Consider the following 13,403-nt stretch of genomic DNA (forward strand, 5'->3'; position numbering starts at 1 on the left):
GACGATAGAATTGCCGAGTGCTCTCAATCGTCGTGCTGATCTCGGGCACGGGGTCCAACCTCCGTGCGCTCCTCGAAGCCTCCGCCGACGCGGAGTATCCGGCACGCGTGATCGCCGTCGGCGCCGACCGTGAGGCTCCAGGCCTCGCGTACGCCGAGGAGTTCGGCGTCCCCTCGTTCATCGTCCCGTTCAGCTCATACGATTCGCGCGAAGCGTGGGGCGCCGCACTGCTCGAGCAGATCCGGGTCTGGAACCCCGACCTCGTCGTGCTCAGCGGCCTGATGCGCCTGCTGCCGCCGAACGTGGTTGAGGCGCTCACCCCGAATCTCATCAACACCCATCCTGCCTACCTGCCCGAATTCCCTGGGGCGCATGGGGTGCGCGACGCCATTCGCGCGGGAGTGGAGCAAACCGGGGCGTCGATCATCGTCGTTGACAATGGAGTCGATCAGGGTCCGATCATCGTGCAGGAGCGCGTGCGCGTCCTTCCAGGCGACACGGAACACGAATTGCACGAACGCATCAAACCCGTCGAACGCCGGCTGCTCGTGCAGACCGTGCTCGACATCGCCAACGGCCTCGACCTCGGCGCGCTGTCGACGAGACGCCTCCCAGCCTCAATCAAGGAGTAGACCATGGCAGGCCCCAGTCACGACAAGAGTCTTTATCGCGAACGCGATCTCGTCCCCATCAGCCGCGCGCTCATCTCGGTGAGCGACAAGACCGGGCTGATCGACCTCGCACGGGCGCTTGCCGGCGCCGGCGTCGAGATCGTCTCCACCGGCTCAACCGCCAAGGTCATCCGCGACGCTGGTTTCGACGTCGTCGACGTGGCCAGCGTCACCGGCTTCCCCGAATCGCTCGACGGCCGGGTCAAGACGCTTCACCCGTCGGTCCACGCCGGTCTTCTCGCCGACCTGCGGCTGGCGTCGCACGAGCAGCAGCTCGACGACCTCGGCGTCGAGCCGTTCCAGCTCGTCGTCGTGAACCTGTACCCGTTCGTCGAAACCGTCGCGAGCGGTGCGGCGAACGACGACGTGGTCGAGCAGATCGACATCGGCGGCCCTGCAATGGTCCGCGCCGCGGCGAAGAACCACCCCAACGTCGCCATCGTCGTCTCCCCGGAGAGCTACGGAGACGTCATCGAGGCGGTGCAGTCCGGCGGAACCACGCTTGCCCAGCGTCGTGAGTTCGCCGCCCGCGCGTTCTCGCACACCGCCGCGTACGACACCGCCGTCGCCGGCTGGTTCACCGACACGGCAGAAGGATTCGGTGCATCGCTCACCATCCAGGCCGAGCTCGCCCACGTGCTCCGTTACGGCGAGAACTCCCACCAGGAAGCCGCCCTGTACCTCCGCGCCGGTGGCCAGGGCATCGCACAGGCCACGCAGCTGAACGGCAAGGAGATGAGTTACAACAACTTCGTCGACGCCGACGCCGCCGTGCGCGCCGCATACGATTTCACCCAGCCGGCCGTGGCGATCATCAAACACGCCAACCCGTGCGGCATCGCGGTCGCCGCGCCGAAGGCGCCGGACGCCATCGCCTCCGCGCACAGCCGCGCGCACGCATGCGACCCCGTTTCGGCATTCGGTGGAGTGATCGCCGCCAACCGCATGGTCACCCTGAAAATGGCGGAGACCGTCAAGGAGATCTTCACCGAGGTGCTCGTCGCGCCCGGCTTCGACGACGACGCGCTCGACGTTCTGCGGACCAAGAAGAACCTGCGCATCCTCCAGCTCCCCGAGGGTTTCGTGCCCGAGCCGCTCGAAGCCAAGCAGGTTTCCGGTGGCATCCTCGTGCAGCAGGCCGACCGGTTCCCGCGCGAATCCGTCACCGCCACCTGGAGCCTGGCCTCCGGTGAACCGGCCGATCCTGAAACGCTCGCCGACCTCGCCTTCGCGTGGAAGGCGTGCCGCTCCGTGAAGTCCAACGCGATCCTGCTCGCCAGCCACGGGGCATCCGTCGGAGTCGGAATGGGACAGGTGAACCGGGTCGACTCCTGCCAGTTGGCCGTCACTCGCGCGGGCGACCGCGCGGCCGGTTCCGTCGCCGCGTCCGATGCCTTCTTCCCCTTCGCTGACGGGCTGCAGGTGCTACTCGACGCCGGTGTGCGCGCCGTCGTCCAGCCCGGCGGGTCTGTGCGTGACCCGGAGGTCATCGCCGCCGCCCAGGCAGCAGGGGTGACCATGTACTTCACCGGAGAACGTCACTTCTTCCACTGAGTTCGCTCTCACCCAGCCGGGAAACTGCCGTCAGGATGCCCGGGGGAGCGACATGCGGAACGTGCGTCTTCCCCGGGCCGATAGGCTCGAACCCATGACGATTTCGTGGGGCCGTCGGCTCGCATCCTCCTTCCTGGCCGCTCTGACCGTCGCGGTCGTCACCCACGCGGCGAGCATGTTCATCTTCTTCGTCTCGCAGCAGTACCAGGTCGCGACGCTGACCCAGGTCAGTGGCTTCTACTTCTTCACCACCCTGTTCAGCGTCATCCTGCTCTTCGCCGTTGGCCTCGTTGGAGCCTTCGTTCGCTGGTACACGGCGCTCGTCGCGGGATTCCTGGTGGGCATCATCGCGTGCCTCGCCGGTAGCGGACTGACGACGATGCTCGGAGGCTTCGCCCTCGACGCAGCCACCATCGCCTACCTGTGGAGCACCTTCCTCAGCCTCAATGGCGTCTATGTCATTGTGCTTGCCGTCGTCACCGCGACAATCGGCCGCTCCATCTACCGCCGCGCTCTCGCATTCCGCAGCCCCAAGAACGCCACCGACCGCCTGATCGCACTGGTGCGGATGCCCGCCGGCAATCTCGCGGAGGGGCAGCTCACCCACGTCGAGCGCACGGAGGTCGACACCGAACTCGCCGACAAGCAATGGGACGGGTACGTCGCCGCGCTCGAAGAGAACGGCTGGACCACCCGCGAAGTCGGGTTCGCCGACACGATGGCCGATTCCGTCTTCGTCGAGGACACCCTCGTACTGCTCGGTGAAACCGCGATCGTCACCCGTGCGGGGACCGAGAGCCGCCGGGCCGAAACCGAAGCCGCCGAAGAGACGGCTCGCGACCTCGGCCTGCGCATCGAACGGATCATGAGCCCCGGCACCCTCGAGGGTGGCGACGTGCTCAAGGTCGGCTCAACCGTGTATGTCGGGCGTTCCAGCCGGACCAATGCCGACGGCATCCGTCAGCTCCGCGCGATCGCCGCGCCGCTCGGATATTCGGTCATCGCCGTCCCGGTGACGCGCGCCCTGCACCTGAAAACCACAATGACCGCCCTGCCTGATGGCACGATCCTCGGCCACCCGGACCTCGTCGACGATCCATCCTTCTTCCCGCACTACCTCGCCGTCCCCGAGCGGGAGGGCGTCGCCGTCGTCGTCCTTTCCGAGAACACCGTGCTGATGTCTCAGTCTGCACCGGCGACCGCCGCGCTCCTCGAGGACCGCGGCTACACCGTCGTCTCCGTCGACATCAGCGAGTTCGAGAAGCTCGAAGGATGCGTCACCTGCCTGTCCGTGCGGGTGCGCTGACTCCGGCCGAATCGGCCCGAGAAAGTTCTTGCCTGATTCGCAAGGCTGGGCATAAGCTGAAAGGCTGTCGCCGCCCGGGCTCGTCGAAAGGCTCGGACGACGACGATTCAGGTTGAGGAGCACTGTCATGACGTACATCACGAACGCGCCGACACATGGGGCGACCGCTCACCGCGTCGCCGTCCGTTGCGCCTCCGCCGAGCGCCGACCGGCCACCCCCGGGTCATAACACCGGAGTCATAACCCCCGCTCGCCTGCGCCTCGGCGTGAGCTCGAACTGGATTGCGGTCGCCACGAAATCCAGTCGCTGTGTGGCGTCGTGTGACGCAACCTCATTTTTCGCGAAATGTACTGCGCTGCCTCCGGGCTGCGCAGAGAAGAGAAGTCTTTGAAATGTCTCGTCCACACGACGGTCAGAAGTCCCATAAATCCGAGTTGTCGACGGCCGCCGCAATAGCGCGGATCCTGCCGTACGCGCGCAACGCGATGCCGCGCATCCTCCTCGGGATGGGTGCAGCCCTCGGCGCCGGACTCGTCGCCCTCTGCATCCCCCTCGTGCTCGAAGCGCTCGTCGACGGCCCGCTCTCCACCGGGGACACCTCCCAGATCTGGTGGGCGGTTCTCGCCGTGCTCGGACTCGGTGTGCTTGAGGCGGCAATGATCGCGCTTCGCCGGTGGTTCGTGCTCAAGCCAGGAACCTACGTGGAAGCGGGGATGCGCAACGCGCTCTACGCCCGCTTGCAGGACCTGCCTGTCTCGTTCCACGACCGCTGGCAGTCCGGGCAACTGCTGTCCCGTGCCGTCAGCGACCTCAACCTGATCCGGCGCTGGCTGTCGTTCGGGCTCGTCCTTCTCGTGGTCAACACCATCACCGTCATGATCGGCGCCGTGGTGCTGTTCTACTGGCACTGGCTGCTCGGCACGATCTTCCTGGCCCTCGCCGTGCCGATCTGGATCTACGGATACGTCTTCGAGAAGAAGTACTCGATCATCGCGAGGCGCAGCCAGGACCAGGCAGGAGACCTGGCGACCGCTGTCGAGGAGTCCGTGCACGGCATCCGCGTGCTGAAGGCATTCGGTCGCGGAAAATATGCCCTGCGGAACTTCGAGTCGCAGGCGGAGAACCTGCGAGGCACCGAGATCGAGAAGGCGAAAGCCATCGCCGGGATCTGGCTGTGGCTTATCCTGCTGCCGGATGTCGCCTTCGCACTGTGCCTGCTGACCGGTGTCTGGCTCGCATCGAGCGGTGAGATCACCGTCGGGCAGCTTTTCGCGTTCTTCGCGACGGCGACGGTGCTGAGGTTCCCGATCGAGTCGATCGGATTCCTGCTGGCGATGACCTTCGACACGCGTACCGCGACCGACCGCTTCTTCGAGGTGCTCGACACGCCCAACACGATCACCGACCCTGAGCATCCGAAAACGATTGAACACGTTCGCGGCCGCTTGAGCTTCGAGGACACTCACTTCCGGTACCAGGATTCCCCCGAGAACGTCGATGACCTGCTCAACGGTGTGACCCTCACCGTTGAACCGGGGGAGACCATGGCGCTCGTCGGTCTGACCGGGTCGGGCAAGTCGACGCTCACCGCGCTCACCACCCGGCTGTATGACGTCACCGGCGGGGCCGTCAAACTGGACGGCGTCGATGTCCGCGACCTCAGCCGGGAAGAGCTGCGCACCCACATCGCCATGGCCTTCGAGGACGCCACGCTGTTCTCGGCATCCGTTCGCGACAACATCCTGCTCGGCCGGGGCGACCTCGACCCGCACGGCGCCGAAGCGCAGGCGGTCCTCGACGAGGCGCTCGAGATCGCGCAGGCAGGCTTCGTTCGGGACCTCCCTGACGGTTTGGAGACAAAAGTCGGCGAGGAAGGCCTCAGTCTCTCCGGCGGCCAGCGCCAGCGTCTCGCCCTCGCCCGTGCCGTCGCCGCCAAGCCCGCTGTGCTCGTGCTCGACGACCCGCTTTCGGCACTCGACGTCGACACCGAAGCGCTCGTCGAGGCCGCGTTGCGTCGCATCCTGGCATCGACGACGGCCCTCATCGTCGCGCACCGCCCATCGACGGTGACGCTCGCCGACCGTGTCGCGCTGCTCGAGGACGGAAAAGTCACCGCCGTCGGGAAGCACAGCGAGCTTCTCGCGTCGAGCGAGCATTACAAGTTCGTGATTTCGAGCCTCGAGGACGAAGAGAAGCGCGAAGCCGCCGAAAAGATCGACAAGACCCTGGACGAATCACGTTTCGATTCCGAGACCGTGGAGGCCGGAGCATGACGACCATCGGAGTGTTGGGTGTCGAAGGCGAAGAGCGCGACGACTTCACCAAACAGGAGAGCGCCCAGATCCGCGCCCGCTCGCTCCGGCTGCTCGGGTCGCTACTGAGGCCGCTGCGCACGCGTGTCGTCCTGACGATGATCGTCGTCGTCGTGTCGACCGCAGCCCAGGTTGCCGGGCCCGCCCTCATCGCCTTCGGTATCGACCGCGGTCTGCCGGCGGTGCTCGAGCGGAACGACTGGATGCCCGCCTTCTTCATCGTCGGCGTGTACCTGGTCACCGGCCTCGCCGGTGCGCTGCTGATCGCCTGGTACATGGTGCTCAGCGCACGGATCAGCCAGGCGATCCTCATCGACCTGCGCAAACGGGTGTTCCTGCACACGCAGAAGCTGAGCCTCGAGTTCCACGAGAGTTATACCTCCGGCCGGATCATTTCGCGCCAGACCAGCGACCTCGACGCCATCAAGGAGTTGCTCGACTCGGGCATCAACCAGCTGGTGTCCGGGTTCCTCTACATGCTGTTCACCGGCATCGCGCTGTTCCTGATGGACGGAATAAGCGGCCTCGTCCTGCTCGGAGCGCTCGTTCCGTTGTTCGTGCTGACCCGGTGGTTCCAACAGCGGTCGCAGGCGCTGTTCCGGCAGTCCCGCGTCGCATCCGCCCGCGTCATCGTGCAGTTCGTCGAGACGATGACCGGCATCCGTGCGGTGAAGGCGTTCCGTAAGGAGAAGCGTAACGAGAAAGAGTTCGGTGGGGTCGTCGAGGAGTACCGCGACGTCAACGCGCGCGTCATCCAGCTGTTCGGCGTGTTCGACCCGGGTCTGATCCTGATCGGCAACGTCGCCGTTGCGGTCGTGCTCCTCGTCGGTGCCTTCCGCGTCGTCGACGGGTCGCTGGCGATCGGCGCCCTTCTCGCTGTCGTGCTGTACACCCGTCGGTTCTTCGATCCGATGGAGGAGATGGCGATGTTCTACAACTCCTACCAGTCCGCCGCCGCGGCGCTCGAAAAAATCTCCGGGGTGCTCGAAGAGAAACCGACGGTGCCTGATCCGGTCTCGCCGGTGGACCTGTGGAGTGCGCGCGGGCACGTCCAGTTCGACGACGTCACCTTTGCATACAAAGGCGACACGGTCGTGCTTCCGCACTTCAGCCTGGACCTGCCTGTCGGCCAGACCGTCGCGCTCGTCGGTTCCACCGGAGCGGGAAAGTCGACGCTGGCGAAGCTGATGTCACGATTCTACGACCCGACGGAAGGCACAGTGAGTCTCGACGGTGTCGACCTCCGCCAGTTGCACCCGAAGGACCTCCGCCGTGCCATCGTCATGGTCACGCAGGAGGCGTACCTGTTCTCCGGGTCGGTTGCAGACAACATCGCGCTCGGGAAACCGGATGCCACAGCGGACGAGATCAGGGCGGCCGCGAAGGCGGTCGGCGCCGACGAGTTCATCCGCGCCCTCCCGAACGGGTACGCCACGGACGTGAACAAGCGCGGCGGTCGGGTGTCGGCGGGTCAGCGCCAGCTGATCTCCTTCGCCCGTGCGTTCCTCGCCGACCCGGCCGTACTCATCCTCGATGAGGCGACCGCGTCACTCGACATCCCCAGCGAGCGGCTGGTTCAGGAAGCGCTGCAGACGCTTCTCGCCGACCGCACCGCCGTGATCATCGCGCACCGGTTGTCGACGGTGGCGATCGCCGACCGGGTGCTGGTGATGGAGCACGGCAAAATCGTTGAGGACGGGACTCCGCGCGACCTCATCGCCGGCACCGGGCGCTTCGCACAGTTGCACGCAGCCTGGCGGGACTCGCTGGTCTAGCCGGACCCGAGCGGGTGTTTCGGCAACGGGGGGGTGTTTTTTCACCCGCGCGAAGCTGTTTTACCCGCGCGAGCCGAGCAGTGGGGCGAACGTCGTCACACGAAGGCGGATGCCGCCAGTCGGTAGCCGCCGTCAGCCCGGGGAGCCATCGGGGTCGCCTCGGCGAGGTAGTGCTCGAGGGCTTCGACTTCGTGGCAGGAGGGAGGAAGCCCTTCCGCGCGGACGACGCGCCACCAGGGCACCTCGTTGCCGTGATGCGCCATCACCCGGCCGACGCCGCGGGCCGAACGCGAGCCGATCGTCGCGGCGACCTGCCCGTAGCTCATGACCCGACCGGGCGGGATCGCTGCGACGACGTCGAGCACACCGTCGACGAAGTCGTCCGGCGCCAGCCGACCGGGGTCAGAGCTTACGGACGGCGATGGTTTCGCCATACTGCGTCTCGCCGACAGGCTCGAAGCCGACGTGGAGGAAGAACTGCTCAGGCCCGGACTCGCCCGGTTCGAAAATAACGTTGACATGGTCGAAACCACGCTTTGCGGCTTCTTCGCTGAGCGCCTTGACGGCGTAGGTGCCGACACCGCGACCCTGGTCGTCGGCGTCAACGTTGATCCGCCACAGGATGCTGGCGAATTCGTCGTCGGAGTCCGGGTCGAAATTGGCCTGCACGAACCCGACGACTTCGTCGCCGTCGAGGACAACCCGCTGCCACGTGGTGGCAGGGTTCACGACAGCTGCCGCGACCGAATACGACACGGGGGCCACGAATTGCTCCTGGCCGGGCTTGAGCGTCAATGCGTTGACCGCGACGATCGTTGAGGCGGACAGTTCTTCAAGTCTGAGCTCAGGCATGGTGCAAGGCTATCCGGAACCGAGCCCGGACCGGTAGCAAGATCACCGCGGCCGACATATATTTCGCGGAGTGTTCATCCTGGGAGCGGCAGGCGGGATGTCGCCGAATCTCTCGATATCAAGATAGTTGCGTCGCTCCGGTAAGCTTGACCGCGGCCCGTACGGCCCCACAAACGAGGAGCTTTCTTTTGTCAAAAATTAAGGTTGAAGGCACGGTCGTCGAACTCGACGGCGATGAGATGACCCGCATCATCTGGCAGTCCATCAAGGACACCCTGATTCACCCGTACCTCGACGTGAATCTCGAGTACTACGACCTCGGCATCGAGAAGCGTGACGAGACGAACGACCAGATCACCATCGACGCCGCGCACGCCATCCAGAAGCACGGCGTGGGCGTCAAGTGCGCGACGATCACCCCGGACGAGGCGCGGGTCGAGGAATTCGGCCTCAAGAAGATGTGGAAGAGCCCGAACGGCACCATCCGCAACATCCTCGGCGGTGTCATCTTCCGTGAGCCGATCATCATCTCGAACATCCCGCGCCTTGTGCCCGGCTGGAACAAGCCGATCATCATCGGCCGTCACGCGTTCGGCGACCAGTACCGTGCCACCGACTTCCTGTTCAAGGGCAAGGGCACGCTCACGGTCGAATTCACGCCTGAGGACGGCTCTGAACCCCAGAAGTTCGAGGTCTACTCGGCGCCCGGCGACGGAATCGCCCAGGTTCAGTACAACCTCGACGCGTCCATCCGCGACTTCGCGCGGGCCAGCCTGAACTACGGTCTCACCCGCAACTACCCGGTGTACCTCTCCACGAAGAACACGATCCTCAAGGCATACGACGGCCGGTTCAAGGACATCTTCCAGGAGATCTTCGACGCTGAGTTCAAGGAGCAGTTCGACGCTGCCGGGCTCACCTACGAGCACCGCCTCATCGACGACATGGTGGCATCCGCCATGAAGTGGGAGGGCGGTTACGTCTGGGCCTGCAAGAACTACGACGGTGACGTGCAGTCGGACACCGTCGCGCAGGGCTTCGGCTCGCTCGGCCTCATGACGAGCGTTTTGGCCACCCCGGACGGCAAGATCGTCGAGGCTGAGGCAGCGCATGGCACGGTGACCCGTCACTACCGCCAGCACCAGCAGGGCAAGCCGACGTCGACCAACCCGATCGCGTCGATCTTCGCGTGGACCCGTGGGCTTCAGCACCGCGGCAAACTCGACAACAACGATGCCCTGATCGAGTTCGCGTCGACGCTCGAGGATGTCGTCATCAAGACCGTCGAGTCCGGCAAGATGACGAAGGACCTCGCTCTCCTGGTCGGCCCTGAGCAGCCGTACCAGACCACCGAGGAGTTCCTCGCTGAGATCACGGCGAACCTCAAATCCCGCCTGGGTTAAACCCCGCAACAATGAATGCCCCCGATCGCGAGATCGGGGGCATTCGTTGGTTAAGCGGCGGTCAGGCGGCGCAGGCGGTCTGGATGTCGGCGAACGTCGTCTGGATGCCTTCGAGTGCGTCGGTCAGCGCCTCGGAGTCCACATTCGTGGGATCGTCGGCGGCAGTGCGCATCTCGGCGGCGAAGGCGCCGAGCGCTTTCTCAGCTGCGTCGGTCGTCTTCTTCACGTCGGCGTTGCTGATCTTGTCGTTCGCGCCGGAGAACGAGGCCGCCAGGTCGTCGACGGCGTCGGCGCCCGCGGTCGGGTCGCTTCCGAACGAGGCGACGCTCTCGCTGAGGTCCTCCTGGGCTTTCTCCATGGTGGTCTGCACGATCGAGCATGCTTCAGCCGCGGACTGGCCTCCTGCGCAGCCGGTGAGCAACAGTCCCGCGACGGTGGTGATGCCGAGAACGGATGCTCGGGCAAGACGGGTACTGGGCACAAAACGTCCTCTGCTCGGTGGGGTGGGAATGCGAGAAGAGTACCAGTAGCAGGCTCGAGAAAACCGGGTGAAAGGTTCTGCCAGACTGGGAGGACTTCAGGGAAAGCAGGCGTGGATGGCTGAAATCGTAATCGTTGAGGACGCACAGGCGGCGGGTGAACTCGTCGCCGATGCCGTGAGCGCGTTGATCGCCCGAAAGCCGGATGCCGTGCTTGGCCTGGCGACCGGATCGACGCCCCTCGCGGTCTACCGGGCGCTCGCAGATCGAGCGGGTTCCCTCGACCTCGGCCAGGTATCGGGTTTCGCTCTTGACGAATATGTCGGGCTGCCCGCGTCCCATCCGGAGAGCTACCGGTCCGTCATCACGCGTGAAGTCGTCGAGCCGCTCGGCCTCGACCCGGACCGCGTCCACGTCCCGGATGGGACGGTGGACACCATCCAGACGGCCGGTGCCGATTACGAACGCGCCATCATCGCCGCAGGGGGTATCGACCTGCAGATCCTCGGCGTCGGAACCGACGGGCACATCGGCTTCAACGAGCCGGGCTCGTCGTTCGCGTCGCTCACCCGTGTGAAGACCCTCACCGAGCAGACCCGCCGCGACAACGCGCGCTTCTTCGACTCGCCCGACGACGTGCCGATGCACTGCATCACCCAGGGGCTCGGAACGATCCTGCGAGCTGAGCACCTGGTGATGCTGGCGTTCGGTGAGGGTAAGGCGAAAGCGGTCGCGGCATCCGTCGAAGGGCCCCTTTCGGCCATGATGCCCGGCTCAGCCATCCAGCTGCACCCGCACGCAACGGTAGTCATCGACGAGGCTGCCGCGTCCGAGCTGAAGCTGGCCGACTACTACCGGTACGCGTACGCCAATAAGCCGGAGTGGCAGGGCGTCTAGCCGCCAGCGAGTCGCCCACTTTGCCGGGTGTTGGCGGGCTCAGACCCGGCAAAAGTGGGCAACTCGCGTCGCTTCGTTACCGGACGAACAGCGCCTCCACGCCCGCGAAGCAGGGGAACTACCTCGTGAATGCTGGTGCGATCGCGCTGTCGCTCCTCGCGATCGCGGCTCCCATGGTGGGGTTGAGTGCGCTGTTCGGCCGGCCAGGTCTTGCGATCGGTGCGGTTCTCTTCGTGCTGGTCGCGAACCCGATCGCATCCGCCGCGTTGCCGCTGCATTTCCTCCCGGAGCCCTGGGGAGCGATCGGGGCAAGCACGCCGTGGGCGCACCTACGCGCACGGAGACGCCGCAACCGGCAACAGTCTGACGCGAGTTGCCCACTTTGACGGGTGTTCGCGCGCGCGGACCCGGCAGAGTGGGCAACTCGCGCTAGAAGACCTTGCCCGGGTTGAGGATGCCCAGCGGGTCGAAGACCTGTTTGATCTGCCGTTGCAGGTCGAGCTGGTCATCGCCGAGCTCAAGCCCAAGCCACCTCTTCTTGAGGATCCCGATACCGTGTTCCCCCGTCAGGGTGCCTCCGAGCCGGAGCGCTGCGCCGAACAGTTCGTCCGCCGCCTGCCAGACCTTCTCAGGCACCTCGGTGCCGGAGAAAACGAAGTTCGGGTGCAGGTTGCCGTCTCCGGCGTGCGCAACCGTCGGGATCCGGATGCCATAGTGCTGCTCGATCCGGACGATCTCCGCGAACATGGCCGGCAACGCCGAGCGGGGGACTGAGACGTCCTCGATGAGCGTCGTGCCCAGCCGCTCCATTGCGGGGTGCATCGAACGGCGCACGGCGAGTAGCCGTTCTCCTTCGACCAGGTCGGTTGACAGCGCGGCGCGGCCGCCGAGCGAGCCGATCACGGCGTAGGCGGCGTTCGCCTCTTCCTGCGCAGCGGGACCGTCGGTCTGGACGACCAGGTGAGCCTCTCCGGTGCTGATCCCCGGAAGGGCGAGCAGGGTCGCGGCGGCCTCCAGTGAGGCCGAGTCCATCAGTTCCATCACAGCCGGCTGGATCCCGGCGGAGGTGATCGCCGCCGCTGCCGCCGCGGCATCCGTCACGCTGGGGAAGTAAGCGGCGATCGTCGCAACAGTGCCTGGCACCGCACGACGGATGCGGACGGTCGCCTCGACGATCACGCCGAGGAGTCCCTCTGAGCCGACCATGAGCGCGGTGAGGTCGAGGCCGGTGACCCCTTTGACGCTTCGGTGGCCGAGGTCGAGCAGGCGGCCGTCGGCCAGAACGACCTTGAGGCCGAGGACCGCGTCACGGGTCACCCCGTATTTTGCGCACAGCAGGCCGCCGGCGTTGGTGGCGATGTTGCCGCCGACGGTCGAGATCGCCCGTGAAGCGGGGTCAGGGGCGAACCAGAAGCCCCGCGCGGCGAGGATCTCGTTGAACCGGCCGTTCAGGATACCCGGCTCGACGACGGCGAGTTGGTCGGCTTCGGAGATCTCGAGGATGCGGTCCATTCTCGCGACGTCGAGCACGATCTCACCGGCGGACGCAATCGCCCCGCCCGCAAGGCCGGTTCCGGCGCCGCGGGTGACGACCGGCGTCCCTGTCGCTGTGGCGATGCGCATCACCGACTGCACGTCAGCGATCGAGCGCGCAGAGACAACAGCGAGGGGCGCGGATGCCGACCGATGGCCCGACTTGTCGGCTTGCGCGGCCACCAGTGTGGCGGCATCCGTGGAGACGGCGTCGCCGAGTGCGTCGACGAGCTGCCCCAGGACGAGCCTCATCCGAGTTCCCGGCGGCCGTTGATGATGCCGCTGACCGTTGCGAGGAGCCCGAAGCTGAGAGCGACGATGGGCACGCCGAGGTCCCACCAGGCGAGCGCTGCGGCACCCATCACGGCGATCTCGACGATGGCCTTGCCGAAGACGTCGACTCTGAACACTGCTTTCGGCGAGCGGAAGAGCGCCCAGAGCAGGATCCCGGCGACGGGCAGCACGATGCCAAGGACGATGTTCCATGGCATCGGCCACGATGCGAATCCCCACACGGCGAGGCTGACGATCGCGAAGATTTCGAGGAAAAACCTCAGGATGTCATTGGGGGTGAGAGTGAACTTGTCGCTGGTTTCCGGCACTACCCCAGTGTAAAGGTT

At 65.7% G+C, this 13,403-nt stretch carries 13 protein-coding genes; 8 read left to right on the forward strand and 5 right to left on the reverse strand.

Annotated features, from left to right (window positions below; all coding sequences use genetic code 11):
• Nucleotides 1–17: 17 nt before the first annotated feature.
• The 5 genes from purN to BM197_RS13580 all read left to right on the forward strand — a co-directional run bounded on the left by purN (nucleotide 18) and on the right by BM197_RS13580 (nucleotide 7,619).
• Entirely contained in the window at nucleotides 18–632 is a 615-nt protein-coding gene (purN, locus tag BM197_RS13560) for a phosphoribosylglycinamide formyltransferase (protein ID WP_090712438.1), read from the forward strand.
• Nucleotides 633–635: 3 nt separating this feature from the next.
• Complete coding sequence (gene purH / locus BM197_RS13565) at nucleotides 636–2,225, forward strand: bifunctional phosphoribosylaminoimidazolecarboxamide formyltransferase/IMP cyclohydrolase (protein ID WP_090712440.1); 1,590 nt, start codon at nucleotides 636–638, stop codon at nucleotides 2,223–2,225.
• Between the two features lie 94 nt (nucleotides 2,226–2,319).
• A complete protein-coding gene (gene ddaH / locus BM197_RS16755; RefSeq protein ID WP_090712441.1) occupies nucleotides 2,320–3,531 on the forward strand; it encodes a dimethylargininase in 1,212 nt (403 codons plus the stop codon).
• A 393-nt stretch (nucleotides 3,532–3,924) separates the two neighbouring features.
• A complete protein-coding gene (locus BM197_RS13575) occupies nucleotides 3,925–5,805 on the forward strand; it encodes an ABC transporter ATP-binding protein (RefSeq protein ID WP_090712444.1) in 1,881 nt (626 codons plus the stop codon).
• Entirely contained in the window at nucleotides 5,802–7,619 is a 1,818-nt protein-coding gene (locus BM197_RS13580) for an ABC transporter ATP-binding protein (RefSeq protein WP_090712447.1), read from the forward strand. Before BM197_RS13575 ends, BM197_RS13580 begins: the two co-directional genes overlap by 4 nt.
• Before the next feature lie 95 nt (nucleotides 7,620–7,714).
• Here BM197_RS13580 and BM197_RS13585 read toward each other — a convergent pair whose 3' ends face one another.
• Both BM197_RS13585 and BM197_RS13590 read right to left on the reverse strand, forming a co-directional pair.
• The gene (locus BM197_RS13585; protein ID WP_090712449.1) at nucleotides 7,715–8,053 is read right to left on the reverse strand and encodes an MGMT family protein; all 339 of its coding nucleotides are present in this window, start codon (nucleotides 8,051–8,053) and stop codon (nucleotides 7,715–7,717) included.
• The gene (locus tag BM197_RS13590; protein ID WP_090712451.1) at nucleotides 8,022–8,471 is read right to left on the reverse strand and encodes a GNAT family N-acetyltransferase; all 450 of its coding nucleotides are present in this window, start codon (nucleotides 8,469–8,471) and stop codon (nucleotides 8,022–8,024) included. Before BM197_RS13590 ends, BM197_RS13585 begins: the two co-directional genes overlap by 32 nt.
• A gap of 188 nt (nucleotides 8,472–8,659) precedes the next feature.
• On the opposite strand from BM197_RS13590, the gene BM197_RS13595 reads away from it, so the two are divergent.
• On the forward strand, nucleotides 8,660–9,874 hold the full coding sequence (locus BM197_RS13595) for an NADP-dependent isocitrate dehydrogenase (RefSeq protein WP_090712453.1): 1,215 nt from the start codon (nucleotides 8,660–8,662) through the stop codon (nucleotides 9,872–9,874).
• 61 nt (nucleotides 9,875–9,935) lie between these two features.
• Here the strand turns inward: BM197_RS13595 and BM197_RS13600 are convergent, their stop codons facing one another.
• Complete coding sequence (locus BM197_RS13600; RefSeq protein WP_090712455.1) at nucleotides 9,936–10,355, reverse strand: hypothetical protein; 420 nt, start codon at nucleotides 10,353–10,355, stop codon at nucleotides 9,936–9,938.
• Between the two features lie 115 nt (nucleotides 10,356–10,470).
• Between BM197_RS13600 and nagB the strand changes: the two genes are divergently transcribed.
• The gene (nagB, locus tag BM197_RS13605; RefSeq protein WP_090712457.1) at nucleotides 10,471–11,250 is read left to right on the forward strand and encodes a glucosamine-6-phosphate deaminase; all 780 of its coding nucleotides are present in this window, start codon (nucleotides 10,471–10,473) and stop codon (nucleotides 11,248–11,250) included.
• Between the two features lie 125 nt (nucleotides 11,251–11,375).
• Nucleotides 11,376–11,636: a hypothetical protein gene (locus tag BM197_RS13610; protein WP_090712459.1), complete on the forward strand. Its 261-nt coding sequence runs from the start codon at nucleotides 11,376–11,378 to the stop codon at nucleotides 11,634–11,636.
• Between the two features lie 43 nt (nucleotides 11,637–11,679).
• Here the strand turns inward: BM197_RS13610 and BM197_RS13615 are convergent, their stop codons facing one another.
• Nucleotides 11,680–13,035 (reverse strand): FAD-binding oxidoreductase, encoded by a 1,356-nt coding sequence (locus tag BM197_RS13615; protein WP_090712461.1) that lies wholly within the window; start codon nucleotides 13,033–13,035, stop codon nucleotides 11,680–11,682.
• Nucleotides 13,032–13,385, reverse strand: coding sequence for a YrdB family protein (locus tag BM197_RS13620; RefSeq protein WP_245762544.1), 354 nt, complete (start codon nucleotides 13,383–13,385; stop codon nucleotides 13,032–13,034). The genes BM197_RS13615 and BM197_RS13620 overlap by 4 nt, the downstream gene beginning before the upstream one ends.
• Nucleotides 13,386–13,403: the final 18 nt, after the last annotated feature.

The sequence above is a fragment of the Mycetocola miduiensis genome (genome assembly GCF_900115155.1).
Lineage (GTDB): Bacteria > Actinomycetota > Actinomycetes > Actinomycetales > Microbacteriaceae > Mycetocola_A > Mycetocola_A miduiensis.

Excerpts from the sequence above, each read along its gene's own strand:
- ddaH (WP_090712441.1), top strand. The coding sequence starts at position 2,320 with ATGACGATTTCGTGGGGCCGTCGGCTCGCATCCTCCTTCCTGGCCGCT.
- BM197_RS13615 (WP_090712461.1), bottom strand. The coding sequence starts at position 13,035 with ATGAGGCTCGTCCTGGGGCAGCTCGTCGACGCACTCGGCGACGCCGTC.
- BM197_RS13590 (WP_090712451.1), bottom strand. The coding sequence starts at position 8,471 with ATGCCTGAGCTCAGACTTGAAGAACTGTCCGCCTCAACGATCGTCGCG.
- purH (WP_090712440.1), top strand. The coding sequence starts at position 636 with ATGGCAGGCCCCAGTCACGACAAGAGTCTTTATCGCGAACGCGATCTC.
- BM197_RS13585 (WP_090712449.1), bottom strand. The coding sequence starts at position 8,053 with ATGGCGAAACCATCGCCGTCCGTAAGCTCTGACCCCGGTCGGCTGGCG.
- BM197_RS13580 (WP_090712447.1), top strand. The coding sequence starts at position 5,802 with ATGACGACCATCGGAGTGTTGGGTGTCGAAGGCGAAGAGCGCGACGAC.
- BM197_RS13575 (WP_090712444.1), top strand. The coding sequence starts at position 3,925 with ATGTCTCGTCCACACGACGGTCAGAAGTCCCATAAATCCGAGTTGTCG.
- nagB (WP_090712457.1), top strand. The coding sequence starts at position 10,471 with ATGGCTGAAATCGTAATCGTTGAGGACGCACAGGCGGCGGGTGAACTC.